The 25708-nt window shown below is 71.8% G+C and carries 25 protein-coding genes and 1 riboswitch; of the genes, 3 read left to right on the top strand and 22 right to left on the bottom strand.

Features of this window, described 5'->3' with window-relative positions:
• Positions 1-10: 10 nt before the first annotated feature.
• The 3 genes from Q7A36_RS20535 to Q7A36_RS20525 all read right to left on the bottom strand — a co-directional run bounded on the left by Q7A36_RS20535 (position 11) and on the right by Q7A36_RS20525 (position 3673).
• Positions 11-1297: an ArgE/DapE family deacylase gene (locus Q7A36_RS20535; protein ID WP_305105610.1), complete on the bottom strand. Its 1287-nt coding sequence runs from the start codon at positions 1295-1297 to the stop codon at positions 11-13.
• A 50-nt stretch (positions 1298-1347) separates the two neighbouring features.
• On the bottom strand, positions 1348-2484 hold the full coding sequence (locus Q7A36_RS20530) for a site-2 protease family protein (RefSeq protein ID WP_305105609.1): 1137 nt from the start codon (positions 2482-2484) through the stop codon (positions 1348-1350).
• Between the two features lie 163 nt (positions 2485-2647).
• A complete protein-coding gene (locus tag Q7A36_RS20525; RefSeq protein ID WP_305105608.1) occupies positions 2648-3673 on the bottom strand; it encodes an amino acid ABC transporter substrate-binding protein in 1026 nt (341 codons plus the stop codon).
• A 339-nt stretch (positions 3674-4012) separates the two neighbouring features.
• Between Q7A36_RS20525 and Q7A36_RS20520 the strand changes: the two genes are divergently transcribed.
• Together Q7A36_RS20520 and Q7A36_RS20515 are read left to right on the top strand one after the other, a co-directional pair.
• A complete protein-coding gene (locus Q7A36_RS20520; RefSeq protein ID WP_305105607.1) occupies positions 4013-4900 on the top strand; it encodes a family 16 glycosylhydrolase in 888 nt (295 codons plus the stop codon).
• Between the two features lie 118 nt (positions 4901-5018).
• Positions 5019-5732, top strand: coding sequence for a DUF2461 domain-containing protein (locus tag Q7A36_RS20515; RefSeq protein ID WP_305105606.1), 714 nt, complete (start codon positions 5019-5021; stop codon positions 5730-5732).
• Here the strand turns inward: Q7A36_RS20515 and Q7A36_RS20510 are convergent, their stop codons facing one another.
• The 6 genes from Q7A36_RS20510 to Q7A36_RS20485 form a co-directional block, all read right to left on the bottom strand.
• The gene (locus Q7A36_RS20510; protein WP_305105605.1) at positions 5733-6083 is read right to left on the bottom strand and encodes an ArsC family reductase; all 351 of its coding nucleotides are present in this window, start codon (positions 6081-6083) and stop codon (positions 5733-5735) included.
• Positions 6084-6089: 6 nt separating this feature from the next.
• Entirely contained in the window at positions 6090-7685 is a 1596-nt protein-coding gene (gene guaA, locus Q7A36_RS20505) for a glutamine-hydrolyzing GMP synthase (RefSeq protein WP_305105604.1), read from the bottom strand.
• Positions 7686-7749: 64 nt separating this feature from the next.
• Positions 7750-8844 (bottom strand): tlde1 domain-containing protein, encoded by a 1095-nt coding sequence (locus Q7A36_RS20500; protein WP_305105603.1) that lies wholly within the window; start codon positions 8842-8844, stop codon positions 7750-7752.
• A gap of 95 nt (positions 8845-8939) precedes the next feature.
• Entirely contained in the window at positions 8940-9521 is a 582-nt protein-coding gene (locus Q7A36_RS20495) for a GNAT family N-acetyltransferase (RefSeq protein WP_305105602.1), read from the bottom strand.
• 30 nt (positions 9522-9551) lie between these two features.
• Entirely contained in the window at positions 9552-10889 is a 1338-nt protein-coding gene (locus Q7A36_RS20490) for an RsmB/NOP family class I SAM-dependent RNA methyltransferase (protein WP_305105601.1), read from the bottom strand.
• Complete coding sequence (locus Q7A36_RS20485) at positions 10886-11554, bottom strand: haloacid dehalogenase type II (RefSeq protein ID WP_305105600.1); 669 nt, start codon at positions 11552-11554, stop codon at positions 10886-10888. Before Q7A36_RS20485 ends, Q7A36_RS20490 begins: the two co-directional genes overlap by 4 nt.
• Positions 11555-11691: 137 nt before the next feature.
• Between Q7A36_RS20485 and Q7A36_RS20480 the strand changes: the two genes are divergently transcribed.
• On the top strand, positions 11692-12477 hold the full coding sequence (locus Q7A36_RS20480; protein WP_305105599.1) for an SDR family NAD(P)-dependent oxidoreductase: 786 nt from the start codon (positions 11692-11694) through the stop codon (positions 12475-12477).
• Between the two features lie 293 nt (positions 12478-12770).
• Here Q7A36_RS20480 and Q7A36_RS20475 read toward each other — a convergent pair whose 3' ends face one another.
• From Q7A36_RS20475 to Q7A36_RS20415, 13 genes are all read right to left on the bottom strand, one after another.
• A complete protein-coding gene (locus tag Q7A36_RS20475) occupies positions 12771-13487 on the bottom strand; it encodes an SH3 domain-containing protein (protein WP_305105598.1) in 717 nt (238 codons plus the stop codon).
• Between the two features lie 326 nt (positions 13488-13813).
• Positions 13814-15631 (bottom strand): phosphomethylpyrimidine synthase ThiC, encoded by a 1818-nt coding sequence (thiC, locus tag Q7A36_RS20470; RefSeq protein ID WP_305105597.1) that lies wholly within the window; start codon positions 15629-15631, stop codon positions 13814-13816.
• 73 nt (positions 15632-15704) lie between these two features.
• A riboswitch (TPP riboswitch) is annotated at positions 15705-15813 on the bottom strand.
• Between the two features lie 188 nt (positions 15814-16001).
• A complete protein-coding gene (locus Q7A36_RS20465; RefSeq protein WP_305105596.1) occupies positions 16002-16481 on the bottom strand; it encodes a DUF4167 domain-containing protein in 480 nt (159 codons plus the stop codon).
• Positions 16482-16765: 284 nt separating this feature from the next.
• Positions 16766-17656, bottom strand: a complete 891-nt coding sequence (gene prmC / locus Q7A36_RS20460) for a peptide chain release factor N(5)-glutamine methyltransferase (protein ID WP_305105595.1) — start codon at positions 17654-17656, stop codon at positions 16766-16768.
• The gene (gene prfA / locus Q7A36_RS20455) at positions 17653-18708 is read right to left on the bottom strand and encodes a peptide chain release factor 1 (RefSeq protein WP_305105594.1); all 1056 of its coding nucleotides are present in this window, start codon (positions 18706-18708) and stop codon (positions 17653-17655) included. The genes prmC and prfA overlap by 4 nt, the downstream gene beginning before the upstream one ends.
• Positions 18705-20084, bottom strand: a complete 1380-nt coding sequence (hisS, locus tag Q7A36_RS20450; protein ID WP_305105593.1) for a histidine--tRNA ligase — start codon at positions 20082-20084, stop codon at positions 18705-18707. Before hisS ends, prfA begins: the two co-directional genes overlap by 4 nt.
• A 39-nt stretch (positions 20085-20123) precedes the next feature.
• Positions 20124-20522, bottom strand: a complete 399-nt coding sequence (locus Q7A36_RS20445; RefSeq protein WP_305105592.1) for a type II toxin-antitoxin system VapC family toxin — start codon at positions 20520-20522, stop codon at positions 20124-20126.
• Entirely contained in the window at positions 20519-20776 is a 258-nt protein-coding gene (locus Q7A36_RS20440) for an AbrB/MazE/SpoVT family DNA-binding domain-containing protein (protein WP_305105591.1), read from the bottom strand. The genes Q7A36_RS20445 and Q7A36_RS20440 overlap by 4 nt, the downstream gene beginning before the upstream one ends.
• A gap of 64 nt (positions 20777-20840) precedes the next feature.
• Complete coding sequence (locus Q7A36_RS20435) at positions 20841-21008, bottom strand: hypothetical protein (RefSeq protein WP_305105590.1); 168 nt, start codon at positions 21006-21008, stop codon at positions 20841-20843.
• Between the two features lie 9 nt (positions 21009-21017).
• Positions 21018-22160 carry a flavodoxin-dependent (E)-4-hydroxy-3-methylbut-2-enyl-diphosphate synthase gene (gene ispG / locus Q7A36_RS20430; RefSeq protein WP_305105589.1) on the bottom strand — a complete coding sequence of 381 codons (1143 nt, stop codon included), beginning with the start codon at positions 22158-22160 and terminating at the stop codon, positions 21018-21020.
• Positions 22161-22308: 148 nt separating this feature from the next.
• Positions 22309-23289, bottom strand: coding sequence for a helix-turn-helix domain-containing protein (locus Q7A36_RS20425; protein WP_305105588.1), 981 nt, complete (start codon positions 23287-23289; stop codon positions 22309-22311).
• A gap of 112 nt (positions 23290-23401) precedes the next feature.
• Positions 23402-24451: an NAD(P)H-dependent flavin oxidoreductase gene (locus tag Q7A36_RS20420; RefSeq protein WP_305105587.1), complete on the bottom strand. Its 1050-nt coding sequence runs from the start codon at positions 24449-24451 to the stop codon at positions 23402-23404.
• Between the two features lie 5 nt (positions 24452-24456).
• On the bottom strand, positions 24457-25683 hold the full coding sequence (locus Q7A36_RS20415) for an aspartate kinase (RefSeq protein ID WP_305105586.1): 1227 nt from the start codon (positions 25681-25683) through the stop codon (positions 24457-24459).
• Positions 25684-25708 lie beyond the last annotated feature (25 nt).

Genomic DNA, 25708 nt, shown 5'->3' with positions numbered 1-25708 from the left:
GGCAAGGCCCTCAGCCGATCGGTCGCGTGCCGCACCAGTCCGCGATGAAGGCGGCGATGGCCAGCGTCGTCTTCTTCAAATGCGCCAGTTCGGTCCGCTCGTCGAAGGCATGCGCCCCCTCCCCCTTCGGGCCGTAGCAGAGGCCGGGGATGCCGAAATAGAGGCCGTAGAAGCGCGTGTCGTTCACCGCCGTGGTGATGCGCGCCGGCATGTCCTCGCCGTAGACCTGGGCATGCGCCGCGGCCAGCACCGCCTCGGCCTCCGTCCCCGGCTCCAGCACGTAGCCATCGGCCAGGAAGCCGTGCCAGGTGACGGAGGGCGGGTTGTTGGCGAGGAAATTGTCGCCCTTCGCCGCTTCGGCGATGCAGCGCTCGACGGCCGCCTGCGCCTCCGCCACGTCGGTGCCGGGCAGCAGGCCGATGCGGCAATCCACCTCGCACCAGGCGGGCGTGCTGCTCGCCCAGTCGCCGCCGCGGATGATGCCCGGGTTGAACTTCAGCGGCGATTCGATGTCCTTGTACCAGGGATGCTTCCGCGCCTCCTCGTTGATCCGCTGCGTGTGCCCCTGCAGCGCCTGGATCAGGTGGTAGGCGGAGAGGATCGCGTTGGTGCCGGTCTGGGCATAGGCGACATGCACCGGCACGCCGCGGACGGCGATGCGGAACCAGAGCGTGCCGGTATGCGCGCGGGTGATGGTGCCGCCCGTCGGCTCCGGCACCAGCGCGGCATCGGCACGGTAGCCGCGCACGAGAGTCGAGAGCGCGCCGTTGCCGGTGCTCTCCTCCTCCGTCACGGTCTGGATATGCACGTCGGCCGCGGGCGCGAGGCCGGCTTTCCGCAGCGCGTCCATGGCGAAGACCATGGCGGCGACGCCCGACTTCATGTCATGCGCGCCGCGGCCATACATCCAGCCGTCGCGGATGACAGCGCCATAGGGCGGATGGGTCCACATCTCCACCGGCCCTTCCGGCACCACGTCGATATGGCCCTGCAGGATCAGGCTGCGGCCCGTGGGATTCGCGGCGCGGTGGGTCGCTACCACCTGCACCGACTTCGCCGGGTCGGCCTCGACCATCGGGCTCGCCTTCGGGTGCTGGGCGAGCGGCACATCGGCCAGCGTATAGCGGTCGACGCCATAGCCCCGCGCCGCGAGCTGGCGCGCCATCCAGTCCTGCAGCGGCGCCTCGTTGCCGCGGGTGGAGGGGAAGCGGACGAGGTCGGCGAGGAAGGCGACCTCGGTCTCGAAATTGGCCTCCACCGCCTCGGACAGGCGGGCGAGCAGCGCGGCATCGGGCATCACGGGGAACTCCGCAGAAGGCGCCAAGGCTGCCCGCCCTGCCGCCGGCGTCAAGCCACCGGCCGCGTGCCCCAGGGATTGCGGCGGCCGCCCTCGGGCCAGGCCTCGGCGCCCGCGGGCTGGGCGGCGCGGACCAGCATCATCTCGCCGATGTTCTCGGGCGTCAGCAGCCCGACCAGCCGGCCCAGCTCGTCCGCCACGCCCAGCACCGGCAGGCCGCGCGCCTGCATCTCGCGCATCGCCTCCTCCAGCGGCTGGCGCTGCGGCACCACGGGGATGTCGGTGCGCATGGCCTCCGTCACCGGCCAATCGCCGCCATGGTCGTGCAGGGCGCGCAGCAGGCAGTCGCGCGTCAGCACGCCGAGCAGCCTGCCGTCCTCCGCCACCACCGGGAACTCGTGCTGCGTGGTGCGGATCAGGCCGCGCACCGCGTCCTGCACGACACTCCCCGGCGGGAGCCGGTCGAAGCGCGTCACCATGGCCTCGGCGACCGAGAGGCCGCGCATGCCCTCCCGCTGCTGCACCGCCTGGCTCTCGCCGGCGGCGCCGAGCCAGACGAAGACGGCGATGAAGAGCAGCATCGGGCTGCCGAAGAGGCCGAGGATGCCGAGCCCGAAGGCGACCGCCTGTCCCACCGCCGCCGCGGTCGCCGTCGCCCGGGCATAGCCCATGCGCCAGGCCAGCAGCGCCCGCAGCACCCGCCCGCCATCCATCGGGAAGGCGGGGATCAGGTTGAACAGCACCAGGAAGACATTGACCGTCGCCAGCCGCTCCAGGATGCCGGTGCGAGGGTCCTGCAGCTCCGTCGCCGCCTCCGAAGGCAGGCCGCCGATCGCCAGGAAGAGCAGCGCCGCGATCACCACGTTCACCGCCGGCCCGGCGAGCGCCACGACCAGCTCCTCCGAGGGTTTCTCCGGGATGCGTTCCAGCCGCGCCACGCCGCCGATCGGCAGCAGGGTGATGTCGGGCGTCTGCACGCCGTAGCGCCGGGCGGCGAAGACATGGCCGAACTCGTGCAGCAGCACGCAGAGGAAGAGCAGCAGCAGGAAGACCACGCTCTCCGTCGCGGCCTGCGGCCCGCCCTGGCGGTAATTCGCCCAGCCGATCCAGAGGAGGAAGAGCAGGAAGGTCAGGTGGATGCGGACGACCGTGCCGCGCACCACGAGGATGGGAAAGGACCAGTGCATGATGCGCCCCTCGCGCCGGAACGGCGGCCCGGTTGCGTGCCTGCGGCAAGGCCGGGCAGGCGGCCCGGCCTTGCCGGCAGGTCGGGGCACAGCATGCACCCTCAAGCCCGGCGATGGCGACCGCCGCCTGCCGCGCGCCGGCCCGATGGGCGCCGGCAGGCGCTCAGCGGATCGGCGGGGCGTATTGCAGGCCGCCCCTGGTCCAGAGCTCGTTGATGCCGCGCGGCACGCCCATGGGCGTGATGTTCCGCTCCCAGATCTCGCCGAAATTGCCGACCTGGCGGATGATCTTCACCGCCCAGTCGTTCTCGAGCCCCATCGCCTTGCCGAAATCGCCGGATTTGCCGAGCAGGCGCTGGATGTCCGGATTGGTGCTGGCCATGAAGCCGTCGATGTTGCGGCTGGTGATGCCGTGCTCCTCCGCCGTCACCATGGCGAAGTGGCTCCAGCGCACCACGTCGAAGAAGCGCCAGTCGCCCTTGCGCACCACCGCGCCGAGCGGTTCCTTCGAGATGATCTCGGGCAGCAGGAGATACTGCTCGCCCTCCCGGCCCTCGGCCGCGCGGAAGGAGGCGAGCGAGGAGGCATCGTTGGTATAGGCGTCGCAGCGGCCGCTGCGGAAGGCCTGGCGGATCTCCTCGGGCTGCTCGATCACGACAGGCGTCAGGCGCATCCGGTTGGCGCGGAAGAAATCCGCGAGGTTCAGCTCCGTCGTCGTGCCGGGCTGCACGCAGACCGTGGCGCCGTCCAGCTCCTTCGCGCTCTTCACGCCGAGCGACTGCTTCACCATGAAGCCCTGGCCGTCGTAGAAATTGACCGAGGCGAAGGCGAGGCCGAGCTGCGCCTCCCGTCCCAGGGTCCAGGTCGTGTTGCGGGCCAGCATGTCTACCTCGCCCGATTGCAGCGCGGTGAAGCGCACCTGGGAGGTGGTGGGGACGAATTTCACCTTGCCCGCATCGCCGAGGATCGCGGCGGCGACCGCGCGGCAGGTATCGACGTCGAGCCCGGTATAGTTGCCGCGCGCGTCCGGCAGCGCGAAGCCGACCGCATTGATCGAGACGCCGCAGACGAGCTGCCCGCGGGCGCGGATGGCGCCGATGGTATCGGGTGCGGGCTGCGCCAGCGCCGCCATGGCGGAGGCCGCCAGTCCGAGGAGCGCCAGGGCGGCGCGTCCGGCCAGATGCTGCATCACGTTCTTCTCCCTCTTCCCTGCAGGTGCCGTCGCGGCTGCGGCCGGTACGACACGGGCGGAAGCCCTGCACCGGCCGTGCCACGGAATTCCGGCACGCGGCTCCCATGTCGTACCATCCTCACATTTTTGGAACAGAAATGTATATTTTATTCAATCCTTGCGCGGTTCGACACCGAATTGGTAACGGGGATGGCCGCTGGCGCTTTCGCTGGCGCGCCTGGGCAGGATCGGGGGACCGGGGCCGCATGGCCCCCGGGACGTGGGCGCTTGCGTGCAAGGGCACGGGATCGGTCGCGACGCCCTCGTTCCGGGCTGCCCACAACAGGAGACCGTTCCATGAGCAGCGATTTCTTCGAAAGCTTCGATTCCGGCATAGGCGCGCTGACCAACCGTTGGGGCAGCGGCATCGATACCAGCATCCCGGGGCAGGTCACGGTCAGCGGCGTCAGCGGCATCATGGAGAGGCCCTGGGGCGCCGCGGCCGGGCATGGCTATGGCACCTACACGATCGTCGCCAAGCTCGACGGCAATGTGCAGGGATCCGCGGGCCTGCTCTGGCCGGGCGACGATGTCTGGCCGGGCCCGGAGATGGACCTCATCGAGATCGTCGGTGGCATTCCCTACGGCACCCTGCACTGGCAGGGCGGGAACGGCCGCGATGCCTATGCATCCCAATACTACGACGGCATCGACGAATCCCGGGTGCATACCTATTCGCTCGATTGGGAGCCGGGCAGCGTCACCTTCTATGTCGATGGCCGGAGCTGGGGCAGCTTCACCGACCACGTCGCCCGCGACTACGACCATGGCGGCGTGAACATGACCATCAGCATCATGAACACCAACCCGAACACCGCGATCACGGTCTACGAGGTTTCCTACCACGCCTCAGGCGGCGCCGGCGTGGCAGCCGAGACGGTCGAGCAGGGCAGCGCCGGGACCGAGGCCGCCAGCCTGGACCGTTCCGAGCCGCCAACCGGCACGGAGGATGCGACGCGCTTCAGCCTCGACGCGGAGACTCCGGCCGCGGCGGACCAGACGAGTGCGGATGGCGCGGAGACCGCGACCGTCGCACCCGCGTCCGGCGAGGACACGGCTGCCCCGCAGGACACGATCAACGACAGCATCGATGCCGACGCAAGCAATTGGTCCGCGCCGTCCTGGTCGTGGCAGGGCAGGCACGGCGCCTGGTCGTGGCACGGTACGGATGCCGTCTGGGCGTGATGCCTCGGCCGGGTCCGGGGTGCGGCGGCTCCTGCCGCACCCCGGCCGGCGGTCCTGGACAGCCGGCCGCAGCACGCGCTAATTGTTGCGCCCGCTTCACCATCGGGAGGCCTGGCGCATGCGCGGCGCGGCAGCGGAGATGGTCCCTCCCCCACCCCCCTTCGCAGGATTCGCGCCGGCCGCCTTTGCCTTCCTGCGCGACCTGGCGCGGGAGCAGACGCGCGAGTGGTTCCAGGCGAACCGGGACATCCACGAGGCGGAGGTGCGCGAGCCCATGGCCTCGCTGGTGGCCGCGGTGGCGGAGGCGCTGGCGCGCCGGCGCATCCCGCTGCGCGGCGACCCGCAACGGGCCATCTTCCGCATCCACCGCGACGTCCGCTTCTCGAGGGACAAGCAGCCCTACAAGACGCATTGCGGCGCGACGCTGACGCGCGACGGCGGCCGGCTGAGCCCCGGCCTGCTCTACATCCATATCGACCCGCTGGGCTGCTTCACCGCGGCCGGCTTCTGGCGGCCGGAGCCCAGGGCGCTGGACGCCATCCGCCACGCGATCGCGGACAGGCCCGCGGCATTCAGGCGCATGCTGGCGGCATTGGCGGCGAAGGGCCTGGCGCTCTCGCCGGACGAGGAGGCGCTGAAGCGCCCGCCACGCGGCTACGAGGCGGTGGAGGAGCCGGTGCTGCGGGAGGCCCTGCGCTGCCGATCGCTCACGGTGCGGCGCGCGCTGCCGGAGGCTGCGGTGGTACGCGCCGACCTGCCCGAGGTCATCGCCGAGTTCGCCGTCGATGCGCTGCCGCTGCTGAAATTCGGCTGGGGCGCGATCGACGCCTGATCAGCGGCCGAAGCGCTCAGCGTAGATCTCCGGCCGGAAGCCGACCAGCAAGGCGCCGTCCACCTCCAGCACCGGCCGCTTGATCATGGAGGGCTGCGCCAGCATCAGGGCGATCGCCCTCGCCTCGTCCAGCCCCTCGCACGCCGATTCGGGCAGCTTGCGGAAGGTGGTGCCGGCGCGGTTCAGCAGCGCCTCCCAGCCGACCTGCGCGGCCCAGCGGCGGAGCACCGCCTCCTCGATGCCCTGCGCCTTGTAGTCGTGGAAGGCGTAGTCGATGCCGGCGACGTCCAGCCAGGCGCGCGCCTTCTTCATGGTGTCGCAGGCCTTGATGCCGTGGATGGTGACGGCCACGCGCCCTCACTCCCACTCGATGGTGCCAGGCGGCTTGCTGGTAATGTCGTAAGTGACGCGGTTGATGCCGCGCACCTCGTTGACGATGCGGCCGGCGACGCGGGTGAGGAAGCCCATGTCGAAGGGATAGACATCGGCAGTCATGCCATCGGTGCTCGTCACCGCGCGCAGCGCGCAGGCCTGGTCATAGGTCCGGCCATCGCCCATGACGCCCACGGTGCGCACCGGCAGCAGCACGGCGAAGGCCTGCCAGATCGCGTCGTAGAGCCCGGCGGCGCGGATCTCCTCGAGGAAGATGGTATCGACCTTGCGCAGCAGGTCGGCCTTCTCCCGCGTCACCTCGCCGGGGATGCGGATGGCGAGGCCCGGCCCCGGGAAGGGATGCCGGCCGACGATCGCCTCGGGGATGCCGAGCTCGCGGCCGAGTTCGCGCACCTCGTCCTTGAAGAGGTCGCGCAGCGGCTCGACCAGCTTCATGCGCATGTGGCTCGGCAGGCCGCCGACATTGTGGTGGCTCTTGATCGTGACGGAGGGACCGCCGGTCGCCGAGACGCTCTCGATCACGTCCGGGTAGAGCGTGCCCTGCGCCAGGAAGTCGGCGCCGCCGAGCCTGACCTGCTCCTCCTCGAAGACCTCGATGAAGAGCCGGCCGATGGTCTTGCGCTTCACCTCCGGGTCGGAGACGCCCGAGAGCTGGCCGAGGAAGAGGTCGGAGGCGTCGCGATGGATCAGCCGGATGTTGAAGCGGTCGCGGAAGGTGCCGACCACCTGCTCCGACTCGTTCGCCCGCATCAGCCCGTGGTCGACATAGATGCAGGTGAGCTGGTCGCCGATCGCCTCATGGATCAGGACTGCCGCCACGCTGGAATCGACGCCGCCCGAGAGGCCGCAGACCACGCGGCCCGTGCCGACCTGGGCGCGGATGCGGGCGATGGCCTCGGCGCGGAAGGCGCCCATGGTCCAGTCGCCGCGGCAGCCGCAGACGAGGTGGGTGAAGTTCTTCAGCAGCGCGCCGCCATGCGGGGTGTGCACCACCTCGGGATGGAACATGGTGCCGTAGTAGTGCCGCGCATCGTCGGCGATGAGCGCGAAGGGCGCGCCCTCGCTGCTCGCCACCACCCGGAAGCCGGCCGGCAGCCGGGTGATGCGGTCGCCATGCGACATCCAGACCTGCTCGCGCGCGCCCTTGGCCCAGATGCCCTGGGTGATGGCGCATTCGCCGGTCACCTCCACATGGGCGCGGCCGAACTCGGCGGGATGGCCACCCTCCACCGTGCCGCCAAGCTGCGTCGCCAGGGTCTGCTGGCCGTAGCAGATGCCAAGCACGGGCAGGCCGGAGGCGAAGACATAGTCCGGCGCGCGGGGCGAGGCGCCCTCGGTCACGCTGGCCGGGCCGCCCGAGAGGATGATGCCCCTGGGCGCGAAGGCGCGGATGCGGTCCTCGGTCGCGGTGAAGGGCCAGACCTCGCAATAGACCCCGCTCTCCCGCAGCCGGCGCGCAATGAGCTGCGTGACCTGGCTGCCGAAGTCGAGGATCAGGATGCGGTCATGGCCGGCCGGGGTCGGGGCGGCCGCGGGCGTGTCGGTGGCGGGCGCGTTCATGGCGCCTTGCAGCATAGCCGGTGGCGGGCCGCAAGCGTCGCGCCCGCGGGCCCGCCATGCGGGATCAGGCCAGGCGATCCACCACCACCAGCCGGTCGATCCCGCTGGCGGCGATCCGCTCGCGCGCCGCGCGGTCCAGGATGATGCAGCCATGCGAGGCGGTGCCCGGCCGGGCGATCGAATCGCCATGGATCAGGAAGGCGCTGCGGCCGCACATGTCGTTGGCCGGGTCCGGCGTCAGCGGCAGGCTGAAGGGGCTCGGTCCCGGGCGGGGCGCGCCGATGGTGTAGCTGCCGCGCGGCAGCGGCCCGACATCCTGCAGGCATTGCGCCTTCGGGTTGTTCTTGCCGCCATGCTCCTCCGAGCCGGAATAGCCCGTGGCGATCAGGTCGTTCTGCCCGCCTTCGGTCAGGAGGAGGCGGCCGGTCGCCTGCTCATAGGTGTAGCAGGCGCCCGCCGCCGCCGCGGCGGCGAAGGGGGCCACGACCGCCGCCGCGGGCGCCAGCGAGTCGCCGCCGAGCAGCGCGGTGCCGGCCGCCACGCTCTCCTCCATATGGGCGAAGTTCTTCGGATTCTCGCTGAAGTAGTTGGTCGCCTTGAGATAGGCGCGGATGGCGTCGCGATCGACGACCGTCCCCGGCTGCGGCACCGGCGTCATCAGGCCGGGATCCTGCCCCGCCAGCCAGGCCAGGAGCTTGGTCGGCGTGCCTGTCATGTTGATCCAGAGGGCGATGTAGACCTGCGCCTCCGGGTCGATGCTGCGGCCGGCCGCCCGGGCCTTGGAGAGGCAGGTGTCCAGCCGGTCGTAGACCTCCTGCAGGATGTCCTCGTCCATGGCATCGACGAGGTCGCGGCCGGCGAGCAGGGCCGCGTTCACCATCTCGGTCTCCGCCTTGTCGAGCGGATTGGTGATCAGCGGGACCGAAAGCCGCCGGACGAGGCTGTCGATGACCGCCGAGGGGAGGCCGGCCCTGGCCATCGCCTGCCGGAAGGTCGCCTGCGCGCGCGCCTGGCCGGCCGCGAGGTCGCCCTGCATGAAGCCGAAGCTCGCGCCGCTCTTCCCCTTGGCGGCGAAGAACAGGCGATAGGGGCTCTGCTTCCCGATCTCATGCGCGCGCAGGGCGGCACGCAGGGCCGGTTTCAGGCTTTCGGCGGGCACCACCGTCCTCCCCGGGTTGTTCCGGGAGGGAGTCTAGTCCCGAGCGGTGGAGTCGGTTATGCCGGAACGCACAGCAGGCGCGCCGCGGTCGCCCGCTAGCCTTCCGGCGCCGGCGCCGTCGCGGCCAGCAGCGTCTCGATCGGGTCCCAGACGAAGGCCATCTGCTCCATCATCTGGCCGGCGAAGCGGATCACCTCCCGCGCCGCGGGCCTGCCGCCGAGGCGCTGGTAGAACCAGCGGGTCGGGTTGTCGCTGAGCACCCAGAGCATGGCCGAGCGGCAGCCGACCGCGGCCAGATGCGCCGCCATCGCCCGCATGAGCCGCCGGCCGACGCCGCGGTCGCGGTAGTCGTCCAGCAGGTAGAGCGTCTCCACCTCCCCCTGGGCCAGCCAATCCCGCCGGGCGCGGCCGCCCGAGACGAAGCCGACCACCACCCCGCCTTCCTGCGGCGGGCGGTCCGGCGGCGCATCGGGGCCGGAGGCGACGGCGACGAAGACGGCATGGCCGTGGCGGCGGTCGACGATCGCCTGCTCATAGCCGATGGCGTGCCGGATCGGGGACAGGTCGCTGAGGTAGCGCTCGGGCAGCACGCCGGCATAGGCCGAGCGCCAGGTCGCCACATGCACGGCGCCGATCGCGGCGGCATCGGCCGGGCGGGCACGGCGGATGCAGATCATGCTGCACGCTTCCCTTCCCTTTTCGGCCCGCTATCCCCCGGACCGTCGTTGCAGAATGGCGGCGAAGAAGCCGTCCGTGCCGTGCCGCGCGGGGCTGGTGACCAGGTACGGCCCCTCGGCCGGCGGTTCCCCGGGCAGTCCCGCCGCGCTCCACGCCTCGGCCAGCGGGAGCGGGGCGAAATCCGGGTGGCGGCCGAGGAAGGCCGAGACCTGGTCCTCATCCTCCTCGGGCAGCAAGGAGCAGGTAGCGTAGACCAGACCTCCGCCGGAGCGCACCAGTTCCGCGGCGATATCCAGAATTTCACGTTGCTTGGCAGCCAATTCGCGCAGGTCGGCGCAACCGGTGCGCAGCCGTGCGTCCGGGTTGCGCCGCCAGGTGCCGGTGCCCGTGCAGGGGGCATCCACCAGCACCCGGTCGAACTGCCCGGCGCGCCGCTTGGCCCAGCGGTCGCCGGGGATGAGGAGGTGCCGCTCGGCATTGTCCACCCCGGCGCGGCGCAGGCGCCGCACCGCGCCCTCCAGCCGCGGCGCGGAGACGTCGCAGGCGGTGAGCCGCCCCTTGTTCCGCATGGCGGCCGCGAGAGCCAGCGTCTTGCCGCCGGCGCCGGCGCAGAGATCGGCGACGCGCAGGCCCGGCCGGGCATCGGTCAGCAGGGCGATGAGCTGGCTGCCCTCGTCCTGCACCTCGATCAGCCCCTCGGTGAAGGCGGCGGTGGCGGTCACCGGCTTGCGGCCGGGCAGGCGGAGCCCCCAGGGCGACCAGCGGGTCGGCTCGGTCTCGAAGCCCTCGGCGGCCAGCGCCGCAGCGGCGGCCTCGCGCGAGGTCTTGAGCAGGTTGGCGCGGAGGTCGAGCGGCGCGGGCTGCTCCATGGCCGCGGCTTCCTCGGCCAGGCGGTCGCCGAAGCGGGCGCGGAAGCCGGGGATAACCCAGTCCGGCAGGTTCAGCCGCACCCCCTCCGGCATGGCCGGATGGACCAGGCCCTCCACCCCCTGCGCCTGGCCGCGTGCCTTGGCCAGGGCGCGGAGCAGCTTCTCCTCCGGCACGCTCAGCGGCTCCGGCGCGTATTGCCCGCCGGGGAAGGCCTGCAGCACGGCGGGGAGGTCCATCCCTTCGGCCAGCAGCAGCTCGGCCACGACCAGCATGCGCGGGGTCGGGCGGCACTGCACCTGGGCCAGCCACCAGTCCAGCCGCTGCCGCTGCCGCACCACGCCCCAGGCGCGGTCGGAGATGGCACGGCGGTCGCCGCCGCCGATGTAGCGGCGGGCGCGGAAGAAGTCGTTGGCGATGGCATCCGCCGGCCGCCGGGGCTGCGCCTCCAGCGCCGCCAGCAGGTCGATCGCGGCGGCGAGGCGGGCGGCAGGCGTCACGCCAGGCGCTCCGGCAGGCCGGCAAGGTCCGGCAGGATCGTCGCGGTCTGGTCGAGCCAGTATTCCGCCGGCCCGCCCGAGCGGTTCACCCAGAAGACCCGGAAGCCGAAGCGCTGCGCGCCATAGGCGTCCCAGGGATTGGAGGAGACGAAGGCCACCTCGTGCGGCTGGCAGGCGAAGCGCGCCGGCACCAGGGCATAGACCCGCGGGTCAGGCTTGAAGCAGCGCAGCGGATGGACCGAGAGCACGTCGTCGAGCAACGGCCCGAGCCCGCCAGCCGCGACGGAGCTCGCCAGCATCTCCGGCGAGCCGTTGGAGAGGATCGCGGTCCGGATCCCCCGGGCCCCGAGCGCCGAGAGCATCGGCGCGGCCTCCGGGTAGGCGTCCAGCTCGCGGTAGGCCGCGAGCAGGTCCGCCCGCAACGCCGGCTCGGCCGCGCCATGCACCGCCAGCGCATGGTCGAGCGCCTTCTCCGTCAGCGCCCAGAAGGGCTCGTAGGCGCCGGTCGCGGAGAGGATCCAGCTCCACTCGATCTGCTTGGCGCGCCACAGGGCGGAGACGGGCTGCGCCTTCTCCCCGAGACGCGCGGCATGGCGGCCGACCGCGGCATGCACGTCCAGCAGCGTGCCATAGGCATCGAAGACGGCGGCTTTCGGGGCGGGCATCGGGGTCTCCACGGGACGAGTGTCGGCGCGGTTTCGGGCGGAACGGGGGCAGCGGCAAGGCGCCGCCGCGTCTGGCCCTGCCGCCGCGAGGCGGGCAGACTGGCGCCCTTCGACCCAACGAGGCGGGAGGAAACAGGATGCAGAACCCGATGGCCCTGACGGGCCGCACCATCATCGTCACCGGCGCCGGCCAGGGCATCGGCAAGGCCATCAGCGAGCTGGTGCTGGGCCTCGACGGCAATGTGGTGCTGGTGGAGCGCAACCCGGAGACGCTGGCCGCGGCCGCCGGCGGCATGGACCCGGCGCGGACGCTGGCCGTGCAGGGCAATGTCGCCGAGGAGGGCTTCGGCGAGTCCTGCGTCGCCCAGGCGGTGGCGAAGTTCGGCGCGGTGCATGGCCTGGTCAACAATGCCGGCATCACCCGCCCGGCCATGTTCGCCAAGATGACCATGCAGCAGTGGCAGGCGGTGATCGACGTGAACCTGACCGGCTGCTACCTGATGATGCAGGCGGTCGGGCGGCACATGATCGACCGCGCCAAGGCCGACATGCCGCAGCCCGCCGGCACCACGGGCGCCATCGTCAACATCAGCTCGACCGCCGGCAAGCGCGGCTCCATCGGGCAGGTGAACTACTCCGCGGCCAAGGCGGGCCTCTTCGGGATGACCATGACCGGCGCGCGGGAATGGGCGCGCTACGGCATCCGCTGCAACTCGGTGGGCTTCGGCACTGTCGTGACGCCGATGACGGAGGTGATCCGCAGCGAGAAATTCGCCGAGCAGACCATGGCCCGCATCCCGCTGGCCCGCTACGCCGAGCCGCAGGAGGTGGCGCCGCTGATCTGCTTCCTGCTCTCGAACGGCGCCGTCTACATCACCGGCGAGAACATGACGGTCAGCGGCGGGAGCCATATGCAGCCGTAGCGGCGGGGGCGCTGCCCTATGGCAGAGGGGCTCCGCCCCTCTGCACTCCCCGCCAGGGGCTTAAGGCCCCTGGACCCCGGGAGTTTTGGGATTTTACGGGGTGCGGCGTGCGGGATTCGGACAAAGCCCCCGGGTGAATTGTGGCGCCGGCAAGGCAGGGGCATGCCGCTGCGCGCAGAGGCCAGCGAGAAGCCGGGACGGATGCGGCTGTCAAAGATCATAGGAATATCTTCTTAAACTGCCGGCCGGCCGGACGTCAAGGACATGGCTGTCCGGTCCCGGAGAGGGACCGCTCAGCGCGACGCGGGCCGCAGCAGGCTGGAATGGATCCATCCCCAGGGCGCGTCGTCCCCGACCTGCACCCAACCGCCCTGCCGGCCATGGACCCGCAATTCCACGCCCGGCTGGGCGGTCCGCAGGATCGTCCCGGTGTCGCTCGGGCCGCTGCGGATATTGGCCGCGATGCGTGGAACGACGCGGTCCTCGGCGGCGGCCGGCCGGGGCGCCTGCCTCGGGGTGGGCTGCTCCCTCGGGATCGGGGGCTGGCCGAACATGGCGCGGACCTCGTCCGTGTACCTGTCGAGAAGCCGGGTCTCCGGCCCCCGTCCGGCCGCTTCCGCCGGGGGCGGCGGGGCGGAATTGGTGCCGGCGGCGGGCGCCGGCGACGCAGGTTCCGCGGCCTGGGCAGCCGGAGCCACCAGCGCGGCCAAGCGGAGGATCGCCCACCCGACAGCGCCCTGCCCCGCTGCCTCGCGCCCGCCGCCCGGGCCGGCGCCGATGACGGCGAGAAAACCGCAGAGCGCCAGGCAATGCCCGGGGCGCAGCCAGGCCCGATCCGGAACCCTCGGCCCCGGGACCGACGGCGTCCTGCCGTCCCTCCGGCAGCATTCCCAGGGCGCGTGGCCCCCGTCCGCTCGCCGCCCGCAGGCCGGCAGCAGGACGGTCCAAGGGGACGGCGCCTGGATGAGGGCCCGGACCACGCCGAAGACGACGATGAAGCCGATCCGCATGATTGGCGCTTCCCCGCCCGCGCCTCGAGACCCGGGCCACCCGACCTATCGGACAAGGCGGAGGGGGCACAAGGATGTGGGGCCGGGCCGCTGATCGCGATTGCTTGGTCCGCGACGGGCCTGGACAGGCCGCTGCCGTCGCGCCGCTGGCGCCCGGCGGCGAGGCGCACGTCAAGCCGGCCAGCAGGAAGCCTGCCCGCAGCCGCCGCGCCAGGCCTGCGCGCCCGGCGCCGGGCCGCGGCGGCCGGGCATGCCGCAGCCGGTCGTCACCATGCGCACGCGCGCCCGCCGCGCCGGAGGCAGACCCCAGCGCGGCCTTCCGGCGGCTATTCCGCCGCCGGACGCGGCGCCGCGTAGATCGCGCCGCCCTCGTTGCGGAAGCGCTCGCTCATCTCCTCCATGCCCTTCTCCGCCGCCGCACGGATGTCCTGGCTGATCTTCATCGAGCAGAACTTGGGCCCGCACATGGAGCAGAAATGCGCCAGCTTCGCGCCCTCCGCCGGCAGGGTCTGGTCGTGGAATTTCTCCGCCGTCTCGGGGTCGAGGGAGAGGTTGAACTGGTCCCGCCAGCGGAACTCGAAGCGCGCCCGGGACAGCGCATCGTCCCTGAGCTTCGCCGCCGGGTGCCCCTTCGCCAGATCCGCCGCATGCGCCGCGATCTTGTAGGTGATCACGCCCGTCTTCACGTCGTCCCGGTCGGGCAGGCCCAGATGCTCCTTCGGCGTGACGTAGCAGAGCATCGCCGTGCCGAACCAGCCGATCATCGCCGCGCCGATGCCGGAGGTGATGTGGTCGTAGCCCGGTGCGATGTCGGTCGTGAGCGGCCCGAGCGTGTAGAAGGGCGCCTCCCCGCATTCGCGGAGCTGCTTGTCCATGTTCTCCTTGATCTTGTGCATCGGCACATGGCCGGGGCCCTCGATCATCACCTGCACGTCACGCTTCCAGGCGATCTGCGTCAGCTCGCCCAGCGTCTCGAGCTCGGCGAACTGCGCCGCGTCGTTGGCATCGGCGATGGAGCCCGGCCTGAGGCCGTCGCCCAGCGAGAAGGCGACGTCATAGGCCCGCATGATCTCGCAGATCTCGTCGAAGCGCTCGTAGAGGAAGCTCTCGCGGTGATGCGCCAGGCACCACTTCGCCATGATCGAGCCGCCGCGGGAGACGATGCCGGTGACGCGCTTGGCGGTCAGCGGGATATAGGGCAGCCGGACACCGGCATGGATCGTGAAGTAGTCGACCCCCTGCTCCGCCTGCTCGATCAGCGTGTCCCGGAAGATCTCCCAGGTCAGCTCCTCGGCCTTGCCGCCGACCTTCTCCAGCGCCTGGTAGATCGGCACGGTGCCGATGGGCACGGGGCTGTTGCGGATGATCCATTCCCGCGTGGTGTGGATGTTCCGGCCCGTAGAGAGGTCCATCACCGTGTCGGCGCCCCAGCGGATCGCCCAGACCAGCTTGTCCACCTCCTCGCCGACCGAGGACCAGACCGCCGAATTGCCGATATTGGCGTTGATCTTGACCAGGAAGTTCCGGCCGATCGCCATCGGCTCGGATTCCGGGTGGTTGATGTTGTTCGGGATGATGGCGCGGCCGCGGGCGATCTCGTCGCGGACGAACTCGGGCGTAACGTAGTCGGGGATGGCGGCGCCGAAGCTCTCGCCGTCGCGGGCCGCGGCCTCGCACAGCCTCTCGCGGCCGAGATTCTCGCGGATCGCCACGTATTCCATCTCGGGCGTGACGATGCCCGCCCGGGCATAGGCCATCTGCGTCGGCGCGGCGCCCGGCTTCGCCCGCAGCGGGCGGCGGCCGGCGCGGTCGAAGACCGGCACGCGCCGCGCCTCGCCCGCCTTCAGCCCGTCGTCCTCCGGCTGCGGCTCGCGGCCGTCATAGGCCTCGACATCGCCGCGCGCTTCGATCCAGGCGCGGCGCAGGTCGGGCAGGCCGGCGCGGATATCGGTGCGCGTCTCGGGATCGGTATAGGGGCCGGAGGGGTCGTAGACGCGCAGCGGCGGCTCGCCGCCGCCGACCGCGATCTCGCGCATCGCCACGCGCAGGTCGGGGTGCAGCGTGCCGGGGACATGCACCTTGCGGGAGGCCGGGAGCGGCCCGGTCGTCACCTGCGGGATGTCGGGGGTGATGGTGTCTGGCATCGGGATCTCCTCCACAGGCGGGAGATCCGGGAACCCATTGCTGCGCGGGGGGACGATTCCCCCCATGGGGTCATCGCCCGGGCCGTTCCTCTCCCTACGCCGGCATGACCCGGATCAGGTTCAAAGGGTCACGGCGCCTTAGCCGTATCTCAGCCCCATGCGGGGCCCCCCTTGGAACATGCGCGGGAGCCTGCGGCGCGCCGGCCGGGCTGTCAACGTGGCGTCACGCTGCGCAATGGCGGGCGGAGGGCGCCGTGGCGGCCGGGCGACGGCGCGGTCATCCACGGGGCGCGGGCGTCCCGCCGGCGGGAGCGGTGCGGCCCCTGCGTCGGACGGCACCGCGGCCGTCCAGGGCGAGGCCCGACGCGGCTCAGACCGGCTCGCGCGTCTCCGGCTGCGGGCCGTCATACTCCGGCTCGCCGTCCAAGGCATGGCCATTGACCTGGCCGTTGATCTCGGGGGCCTCGGCGCCATTCGCCTCGCCGCCGGCGTCCTGGTCGGCATTCGACTGGAAGCGGCGCTGGTGGCCCTGCTGGCCGGCCTCGCGCTGCTGCTGCGCCTGGTTCATGGCGTTGAGGATGCGGAAATAGTGCTCGGCGTGCTGGAAGTAGCTCTCGGCCATCACCCGGTCGCCGGAGCCGGTCGCGTCGCGGCCGAGCTGAAGGTACTTCTCGAAGAGCTGCTGGGCGGTGCCCCGCAGCCGCATGTCCGGACCGTTCGAGTCGAAGACATGGTTGCGGTTCATCGGCTGGTGGCCGGACTGGCGGAACTGCCCGCCGCCCCCGCCGCCGCCACCCCCACCGCCCCCACCATGCCGGTGGTTGCGGCCGCGCATGCGTTTCATGTTCATCGGTATTGCGTCTGCCGTCTCGCAGGTGGGCCGTCCCCGTCCGCCCCGGACTCCCGGGCGCGCAAGGCGGTGGCGGCAAATGTCGTCCATTGGCGTCGCGGCCGGCGCGAGGTCCCCAACCTGGGGTCCACCGCCCATCCGCTGCACGAACCCGCGCGCCTCGGCGGCGGGCCGCGCCCGTCCGCCCGCGAGGGCCTGTTGCAAGCTAGCCTTACCGGGCCGGGGCGCCAAACGCTTTTTTTCAGGATGCTGCCCTCACGCTACGGGGAGGATGCGGGCGGCCCTCAGGCCGCCGCCAGCACCAGGGCGCGGGGGACCCCGCCGAGGTCGGCGCGGCAGAGCAGCGGCCGGAGCCTACCCGCCGCGGCGATCGCCGCGACCGCCGGCTGCTGCCCCTGGCCGAGTTCCAGCACGGCCCGCCCGCCCGGGGCGAGTAGGCGCGGCAGGTCGGCGATGATGGCCCGGTAGGCCTCGAGCCCGTCCTTGCCCCCGTCGAGCGCCGAGGCGGGCTCGTGCCGCGCCACCTCCGGCATCAGGCCGGGGATGGCGGCGCGCTCGATATAGGGTGGGTTGGAGAGGACGAGGTCGAATCGGCCGGCGACGGGCGCCGCCCAGTCGGCAACGGCGAAGGCGGCGCGGCCCGCGAGACCGAGGCGCCGGGCATTGTCCCGCGCCAGCGCCGCGGCATCAGGCACGCGGTCGAGGCCGAGGCCGGTCGCGGCCGGGAACTCGGTCAGCGCCGCCAGCAGCAGGCAGCCCGTGCCGGTGCCGAGGTCGAGGATGCGGCGGACCGCGGCACGGTCCGGGAGGGCGTCCAGCGCCGCCTCGACCAGCGTCTCGGTATCCGCGCGGGGGATCAGGGTCGCCGGCGAGACGGCGAAGGGGAGCGACCAGAACTCCTGCACCCCCAGCAATTGCGCGACCGGGACGTGGTCGAGGCGGCGGCGCAGCAGGTCGGCAAAGCCCGCGGCGGCCGCGGGCGGGACGGGCGCGCGCGGGTCGCGCAGCAGGTCCTCCTGCCGGCAGCCCATGGCATGGGCGAGCAGCAGGCGGGCTTCGAGGCGGGGCGACTCGATGGCGGCGGCGCGGAGATGCTGCCCGGCGCGGCAGAGGAAGAAGCCGACCGTGCCGGCGGGGTCGGCGCATGCGCTGCCGCGATCGGGCCCGCCGCTCACTCCCCTTCCGCGGCCAGCCGCGCCGCCTCGTCCTCGGCCGTCAGCGCGTCGACGATGTCGTCGAACTCGCCTAGCATGACGCGGTCGATCTTGTGCAGGGTCAGGCCGATGCGGTGGTCGGTCACGCGCCCCTGCGGGAAGTTGTAGGTGCGGATGCGCTCGCTGCGGTCGCCGGTGCCGACCTGGCCCTTGCGGTCGGCGGCGCGCGTCGCGGCGAGGCGGCTCCGCTCGGCCTCGTAGAGCCGGGCGCGCAGGATCTTCATCGCCTTGGCGCGGTTCTTGTGCTGCGACTTCTCCTCCTGCATCGCCACCACGACGCCGGTGGGCAGGTGGGTGATGCGGACGGCGCTGTCCGTCTTGTTCACGTGCTGCCCGCCGGCGCCGGAGGCGCGGTAGGTGTCGATCCTGAGGTCGCCCTCGTTGATCTGCACATCCACCTCCTCGGCCTCCGGCAGCACGGCCACCGTGACAGTCGAGGTGTGGATGCGCCCCTGGGTTTCCGTCGCGGGCACGCGCTGCACGCGGTGCACGCCGCTCTCGTATTTCAGCCGGGCGAAGACGCCCCTGCCCTGGATCTCGGCCACCGCGCCCTTCACGCCGCCGAGGTCGCTCTCGTCGTAGTCCATGACCTCGAAGCGCCAGCGCCGCGCCTCGGCATAGCGCTGGTAGGCCCGGAAGAGCTCGGCGGCGAAGAGCGCCGCCTCGTCGCCGCCGGCGGCGGGGCGGATCTCGAGGATGGCGCTGCGCTCGTCCGCCGCATCCTTCGGCAGCAGCATCAGCCGCACCTCGCGCTCGAGCCGCGGCACGGCCTCCTTCTGCGCGAGGTACTCGTCCTCAGCGAGTTCCCGCAGCTCGGGATCGGCCAGCATGGCCTCCGCCTCGTCGCGGGCGCGCTCCGCGGCGCGCAGCGCCTGCACCTTGTCGACCAGCGGCTCGAGCTCCGACAGTTCCTTCGACAGGGTGCCGAACTGCGCGCCGTCGGCGGTCGAGAGCAGGTGCTTCAGCTCGTCGGCCCGCGTCAGGACACGGTCGAGTTTCTCGGAAAGCCTCACCGTCCGTCCGTCTCGTCCAGGTCGTCGTCGATATCGAGGTCCTCGTCCTCGAGCGCGCCGCCCAGCTCCTCCTCGAGGATGGTGTTCAGCATGGCATGCGCCGCGCTCTCGACCACGCCGGTCTCGGCGAGCGCGCGCAGCAGGTCGGGCAGTTCCACGCGCTCCTGGCTGCCGGCATCGAGGTTCTTCACCACGGCCATGCCCTCGGCCAGCTCCTCCTCGCCGAGGATGACGGCGGCGCCGGCATTGACCTTGTTGGCGCGCTCCATGCGGCGCTTGGTATTGCCCTTGTAGGCGATCTCGGCGACCACGCCCGCCTCGCGCAGGGATTGCAGCACGCCGATCGCCGCCGCCTCCGCCTTGTCGCCGACCGGGATGACGGCGACCGGGCGCGGCGCAGGCGGGGTGAGGTCGGCCGCCTCCAGCAGCAGGGAGAGGCGCTCGACGCCCGCGGCCCAGCCGACCGAGGGGGTGGGCGGGCCGCCCATCTCCTCGACCAGGCCGTTGTAGCGGCCGCCGCCCATGACGGTGCCCTGGGCGCCGAGGCGGTCGGTGACGAACTCGAAGGCGGTGTGGCTGTAGTAGTCGAGGCCGCGCACGATCCGCGGGTTCTCCCGGAAGGGCACCCCGAAGGCCTCCAGATGGCGCTTCACCGCGGCGTAGAACCCGGCGGCCTCCTTCGTGAGGTGGTCGTGGATGGTCGGTGCCGCGGCGACCAGCGCCTTGTCCTTCGGATCCTTGCTGTCGACGATGCGCAAGGGGTTCTTCTCGAGGCGCGCCCGGCTGTCCTCGGAGAGGGCGTCCTTGTGCTCGGTGAAATAGGCGATCAGCGCGGCGCGGTAGGCGTCGCGGCTGGCGGCGTCGCCGAGGGTGTTGATCTCCAGCACCGTGCCCTCGTCGATGCCGAGTTCCTGCTGGATGTGCCAGCCGCAGCCGATGACTTCCGCATCGGCCAGCGGCTCGGCCGCACCCAGCACCTCGATCCCGATCTGGTGGAATTGCCGGTAGCGGCCCTTCTGCGGCCGCTCGTAGCGGAACATCGGCCCGGCATAGAAGACCTTGCGGGGCAGGCTCGACTGGGTGAGGCCGTTGGTGACCAGGGCCCGGCACACCCCCGCCGTATTCTCGGGGCGCAGGGTGATGCTCTCGCCGCCGCGGTCCTCGAAGGAATACATCTCCTTCGAGACGACGTCGGAGGTGTCGCCCAACCCGCGGGAGAAGACGCGGGTGTCCTCGAAGATCGGGGTGGCCCATTCCTCGAAGCCGTAGAGGGTGGCGATCCGGCGCGCCGTCTCGATGACATGGTGATGGCGGCGGAACTCGGCGCCGATCAGGTCATGGGTGCCACGGGCGGGCTGGAGCGGGGCTTGGGCCATGGTCGCGGTTTGCCCCGGTCCGGGGCGGGCGGCAAGGGTTCAGGGGGCGATGAGGCGGAGGGTCGGGAAATAGGCGCGGTAGCGGCGCGGGTCGCGGGTGATCAGCGGCAGGCCGGCCACGGCGGCATGGGCGCCGATGAAGAAGTCGGGCAGGACGCCGCTGCGGGTGCCGCCCTGGCGGCGATAGGCCAGATGGTCTCGGGAGGCGAGGAACAGCGCCTCCGGCGGGGTGCGCTGCACCTGGATGCGGGCGGCGTCCAGGAAGGCCTGCACCGCCGCCGCATCCTCGAAGCCCACGGCGATCTCGGCGAAGACGACGTCATTGACGAGGAGCGGGCCGCGCGCCCTGGCCGAGGCGACCTGTCCCCTGGACCAGCCCACCCAGGCGGGATCGGCCTGGATGACGTCGAGGAGGACATTGGAATCGACGCAGGTCACAGGTCGGAATCGTCGTCCCCGCGCAGGAGCTGCATGATCTCGTCGGTAGTCATGCCCTTCAGGGCGGTGCCGCAGCCGATCAGGCGGTCGAGGGGGTCGTCGGCCGGGACAGCAGGCTCTTCGGCCTTACGGAGGACAACCTGGCCATCGGGATCGATGTCGAACGCGACACGGCTGCCGGGCGTGAGGCCCAGCCGATCGCGAATCGCCTTCGGGATGGTGACCTGGCCCTTCACCGTGACGGGCATGCCCATGGCGGTAATACCTCCGGACGAACAGGTATTACCTAAGGAGCCCGGCCAGCCAGGGCAAGCCGGATCAGCGCGCCAGCAGCGTCAGCCCGAGGAACAGCACCAGGTTCACCCCGGCCAGCACGCCGAGCCGCAGCAGCGCCGCATCGCGGCGCGCCAAGTCCTCGTCCAGCCCCGGCACGGGATGCCGGCCCAGCCTGCCGACCAGCAACGCCGAGAAGCCGAAGCCGTTCACGCCGCCGGCCTATTCCGCGGCCTGGGCGGTCGCCGCTGCGGCCTTCCTCGCGGCTTCCTCGGCCTCGATGGCGGCGGCCTTCTTCTCCACCAACTCGACCAGGTGGTCGACCATCGCCGCCTCGTCGATGGTGTGGTCGGTCTTCCCCGCGGCATAGACCATGTGCCGGCCGGCGCCGCCGCCGGTCAGGCCGATATCGGTCATCAGCGCCTCGCCCGGGCCGTTCACCACGCAGCCGATGATGGAGAGCGTCAGCGGCGTCTCGATATGCGCGAGGCGGTCCTCCAGCGTGGCGACGGTCCTGATCACGTCGAAGCCCTGCCGGGCGCAGGAGGGGCAGGAGATGATCTTCACGCCGCGGTGCCGGAGCCCCAGCGACTTCAGCATCTCCCAGCCGACATGCACCTCCTCCTCCGGCTCCGCGGAGAGCGAGACGCGCAGCGTGTCGCCGATGCCGGACCAGAGCAGGTTGCCGAGGCCGATGGCGCTCTTGACCGTGCCGGTGCGCTTCCCGCCCGCCTCGGTGATGCCGATATGCAGCGGGTGGTCGCAGGCCTCGGCAAGCTGCTGATAGGCGGCGACGGCGAGGAAGACGTCGGACGCCTTCACGCTGATCTTGAACTCGTGGAAATCCTCGTCCTGCAGGTGGGCGGCGTGCCAGAGCGCGCTCTCGACCAGCGCCTCCGGGTTCGGCTCGCCGTACTTCTCCAGCAGGTGCTTCTCCAGGCTGCCGGCATTCACGCCGATGCGGATGGAGCAGCCATGGTCGCGGGCGGCCTTCACGACCTCCTTCACCCGCTCCTTGGAGCCGATATTGCCCGGATTGATGCGCAGGCAGGCCGCACCCGCCTGCGCCGCCTCGATGGCGCGGCGGTAGTGGAAATGGATGTCGGCCACGATCGGGACATTCACCTCGCGCACGATCTCGTGCAGCGCGGCGGTGCTCTCCGGCGTCGGGACGGACACCCGCACGATGTCGGCGCCGGCGAGTTCGGCGCGGCGGATCTGGGCGATCGTCGCCTGCGCGTCCTCGGTCGGCGTATTGGTCATGGTCTGGACGGTGATCGGCGCGTCGCCACCGACGAGCACCTTCCCCACCCGGATCTGTCGGGACTTTCTCCGGGTGATCTGCTGGTAGGGGCGATAGCTCATGCGGTGCAGGGTCCCAGGCTCGGGCGGGGGCGGATGGGGCGTGGCGCGGCCGGGCCGGCCACGCGGCTCGAGGGGCAATATGGCAGCGCCGGCGGAAAGCCCCAAGGACCGGCGGGCAACACCCCGGGCGCCTCCGGCCCGCCCCGCCCTATTGCGGCGGGGCCGGCCGGGGCGGCGGCGCGGGGGCGGCCGCCGGCAGAATGGGCTGGCCGGCCTTCAGCCTCTCGGCATCGATCACCAGGTCGCGCCGCACGGACTGGCCGGGGCCGAGGCCGGACGTCGGCTGGCCATCCACCAGCACCTCCAGCCCGCCGGCATTGCCGGTCGAGAGCAGGAGGCCCTCCTTCGCCGGCACCTGCCAGGCCTCGCCGGGGCGGAGGACGCGGTTGACCAGGACCGGCCCGCTGCGCTCGCGCACCTGAATCCAGGCCTCGGCCCTGGCGCGCAGCAGCACGCGACCCTCGGCCGGGTTCGGCGCCGGCGGGGAGGCGGGCGGGGCCACGGCCGGCGGCGCGAGGACCAGGGCCGGCGCCACCGCGGGCCCCGCGCCCTGCGGCCGCGCCGGCACGGGCTGGGCGGCACTGGCGGAGGTCGGGCTCGGCGGCGGCGGGGCGAAGGCGGGGGGCGGCGGTTCGGGCGGGGCCTCGGGTGGGCTGCCCTCGCGCAGCGCCTGCTCGATGGCGGGCGGCGGCGGCGGGACGGCATCCACCGTGCGGGGGCCGCTGGCCGACCACTGGTACCAGCCGACATAGGCGCCGATCGCCAGCACCGCGCCGACCAGGATCACCGCGCCGGCGGGCACCCCGCGATCCGGCACCGGCTCGGGGAAGATGAGGTCGGTCTTGCGCGCCGTGATCTGGCCGCTCGCCTCGCGGAAGCGGCGCACCACCTCGTTCTCGTCGAGGCCGAGGGCGCGCGCATAGCTCCGGACGAAGCCCACGGCATAGGCCGGGGCGGGCAGGTCGCGCGCCCGCCCATCCTCCAGCGCCGCCAGGTAGACCCGCCGGATGCGCAGCGACTGCGCCAGGTCCTCGATCGAGAGCCCAAGGGCCAGGCGCGCATCCCGCAATTCCGCGCCGAGCCGCACCGGCTCGCCACCGGCGGTCTCGGAAGGGGACAGGCGCTTCATGTCGTCAGGCACGCCCGAAGGTGTAACGTCCTCGCGGCATTGCGGCAAATCGAATTCACGAAGCCGCGACGAACTGTCACGCCCCGGACCCCGAGCCGCAATGCCGCCGGCCTCATCCGGCGGCGTCCGGCCGCCGGGCCGCCAGCGCCGCCTCCGCCTGGCCGATCAGCTCGGCGATGATCGCCGCCGCGGGCTGCACCGCGGTCACCATGCCGACGCTCTGGCCGGCCATCAGGCTGCCCTGCTCGACATCGCCGTCGATGACGGCGCGGCGCAGCGCGCCGGCCCAGAAATGCTCGATCTCGAGCTGCGCCTCCTCCTTGCCGACCTCGCCGGCCTGGAAGCGCGCCAGGACCTTGGCCTGGTGCTCCATGAAGCGCTTGGTGCCCTCGTTCTGCAGGGCGCGGACCGGGATGACCGGGAAGCGCTCGTCGAGCTGCAGCGTCGGCATGGCATCGCGCGCCGCGCCGCGGAGAAAGGCCTGCTTGAACTTCGGATGCGCGATGCTCTCCTCGGCGCAGACGAAGCGGGTGCCGAGCTGGGCGCCGGCCGCTCCCATCTCGAGATAGGAGAGGATCGCCTCGCCGCGGCCGATGCCGCCGGCGACGAAGACCGGGACCTCCTTCGCCATGACGGGCAGGATCTCCTGTGCCAGCACGTTGAGCGAGACGGGGCCGATATGGCCGCCGGCCTCGGAGCCCTCGATCACCAGGGCATCGGCGCCGGAGCGGACCAGCTTCTTCGCCAGCGCCAGCGCCGGGGCGAAGCAGACCACCTTGGCGCCGCCCTCCTTGGCCTTCCTGATGGCGGCGGTGGGCGGAATGCCGCCGGCGAAGACGATATGCCCGACCCGGGCCGCGAGGCAGGCATCGACGAGCTGATCGAGCCGCGGATGCATGGTGATGAGGTTCACGCCGAAGGGCCGGTCGGTCAGCGCCTGGGTGGCGACGATCTCCTCGGCCAGCCGCGGCGGCTCCATGGCGCCGCAGGCGATGACGCCGAAGGCGCCGGCATTGGAGAGGGCCGCGACCAGGTTGCGCTCGCTCACCCAGCTCATCGCCCCGCCCATGATGGCATAGCGGGAGCCGAAGAAGGCGGCGCCGCGCGCCATCAGCCGGTCGAGCGCCAGCGCGGCGGGGGCGCGGGGGGCGAGCGCGTCCATCGCGGTCAGGCCGCCGGCCCGTCGAGGCCATAGGCGGTGTGCAGGGCGCGCACCGCGAGCTCGGTATACTCGGCGCCGATCAGGACGCTCACCTTGATCTCGCTGGTCGAGATGACCTGGATGTTGATGCCCTTCTCCGACAACGCCCGGAACATGGTGTTCGCCACACCCGCATGGCTGCGCATGCCGACGCCGACCACGCTGATCTTGGCGACGTCGGGATCGGCCACCAGCGCCTCGAAGCCGAGCTCGCCGCGGGCCTTCTCCAGCACGTCCTGCGCGCGGGCCAGGTCCGCCTTCCCCACCGTGAAGGTCATGTCCGTGGTGCCGTCGGCGCCGATGTTCTGGACGATCATGTCCACGTTGCAATTGGCTGCGGCCAGCGCGCCGAAGACGCCGGCGGCGATGCCGGGCCGGTCCGGGACGCGGCGCAGCGTCACCTTGGCGTCGTCCCGCGAATAGGCAATGCCGCTGACGATGGGCTGTTCCACGATCTCGTCCTCATCAACCACCAGGGAACCTGGCTTGTCCTCGAAGCTGGAGAGCACCTGCACCCGCACCCGCTGCTTCATGGCGAGCTCGACCGAGCGGGTCTGCAGCACCTTGGCACCCACCGAGGCGAGTTCCAGCATCTCCTCGTAGGAGATCTTCTCGAGCTTGCGGGCCCGCGGCACGATGCGCGGGTCGGTGGTATAGATGCCGTCCACATCGGTGTAGATGTCGCAGCGGTCGGCCTTCACCGCCGCCGCCAGCGCCACCGCCGAGAGGTCGGAGCCGCCGCGGCCGAGCGTGGTGACGCGGTTGCGGACCGGCTCGACGCCCTGGAAGCCGGCGACGACCGGCACCTGGCCCTGCCGCATGCGCTCGATCAGGGTCGCGCCCTCGATCCGCTCGACCCGGGCCTTGCCATGCGCGCCGTCGGTGACGATCGGCACCTGCCAGCCCTGCCAGGACCGGGCATCGACGCCGATGGTCTGCAGCGCGATGGCGAGCAGCCCAATCGTCACCTGCTCGCCGGTCGCGACCACGGTGTCGTATTCCCGCGCATCGTGCAGGGGCGAGAGCTCCTGGCACCATCTGACGAGCTGGTTGGTGACGCCGGACATGGCGGAGACGACGACGGCGACCTCGTTGCCCGCATCGACCTCCCGCTTCACACGGTTCGCCACGTTGCGGATACGGTCGAGATCGGCGACGGAGGTGCCGCCGAACTTCATCACGATGCGGGCCATACGGGGCGCTTCTCGGGGAGTGGTG

This window comes from Paracraurococcus lichenis, assembly GCF_030657435.1.
In the GTDB taxonomy this organism is placed as follows: Bacteria; Pseudomonadota; Alphaproteobacteria; order Acetobacterales; family Acetobacteraceae; genus Paracraurococcus; species Paracraurococcus lichenis.
Note: the sequence above shows the minus strand (reverse complement) of the source record. Positions and strands in the feature narration are given on the sequence as shown.

Coding starts and splice junctions, on each gene's coding strand:
- guaA (WP_305105604.1), bottom strand. CDS start 7,685: ATGAACGCGCCCGCCACCGACACGCCCGCGGCCGCCCCGACCCCGGCC.
- Q7A36_RS20525 (WP_305105608.1), bottom strand. CDS start 3,673: ATGCAGCATCTGGCCGGACGCGCCGCCCTGGCGCTCCTCGGACTGGCG.
- Q7A36_RS20520 (WP_305105607.1), top strand. CDS start 4,013: ATGAGCAGCGATTTCTTCGAAAGCTTCGATTCCGGCATAGGCGCGCTG.
- Q7A36_RS20495 (WP_305105602.1), bottom strand. CDS start 9,521: ATGATCTGCATCCGCCGTGCCCGCCCGGCCGATGCCGCCGCGATCGGC.
- Q7A36_RS20465 (WP_305105596.1), bottom strand. CDS start 16,481: ATGAACATGAAACGCATGCGCGGCCGCAACCACCGGCATGGTGGGGGC.
- thiC (WP_305105597.1), bottom strand. CDS start 15,631: ATGCCAGACACCATCACCCCCGACATCCCGCAGGTGACGACCGGGCCG.
- ispG (WP_305105589.1), bottom strand. CDS start 22,160: ATGAGCTATCGCCCCTACCAGCAGATCACCCGGAGAAAGTCCCGACAG.
- Q7A36_RS20485 (WP_305105600.1), bottom strand. CDS start 11,554: ATGCCCGCCCCGAAAGCCGCCGTCTTCGATGCCTATGGCACGCTGCTG.
- Q7A36_RS20515 (WP_305105606.1), top strand. CDS start 5,019: ATGCGCGGCGCGGCAGCGGAGATGGTCCCTCCCCCACCCCCCTTCGCA.
- Q7A36_RS20480 (WP_305105599.1), top strand. CDS start 11,692: ATGCAGAACCCGATGGCCCTGACGGGCCGCACCATCATCGTCACCGGC.
- Q7A36_RS20420 (WP_305105587.1), bottom strand. CDS start 24,451: ATGGACGCGCTCGCCCCCCGCGCCCCCGCCGCGCTGGCGCTCGACCGG.
- Q7A36_RS20530 (WP_305105609.1), bottom strand. CDS start 2,484: ATGCACTGGTCCTTTCCCATCCTCGTGGTGCGCGGCACGGTCGTCCGC.
- Q7A36_RS20440 (WP_305105591.1), bottom strand. CDS start 20,776: ATGGGCATGCCCGTCACGGTGAAGGGCCAGGTCACCATCCCGAAGGCG.
- Q7A36_RS20415 (WP_305105586.1), bottom strand. CDS start 25,683: ATGGCCCGCATCGTGATGAAGTTCGGCGGCACCTCCGTCGCCGATCTC.
- Q7A36_RS20425 (WP_305105588.1), bottom strand. CDS start 23,289: ATGAAGCGCCTGTCCCCTTCCGAGACCGCCGGTGGCGAGCCGGTGCGG.
- Q7A36_RS20475 (WP_305105598.1), bottom strand. CDS start 13,487: ATGCGGATCGGCTTCATCGTCGTCTTCGGCGTGGTCCGGGCCCTCATC.
- Q7A36_RS20535 (WP_305105610.1), bottom strand. CDS start 1,297: ATGCCCGATGCCGCGCTGCTCGCCCGCCTGTCCGAGGCGGTGGAGGCC.
- hisS (WP_305105593.1), bottom strand. CDS start 20,084: ATGGCCCAAGCCCCGCTCCAGCCCGCCCGTGGCACCCATGACCTGATC.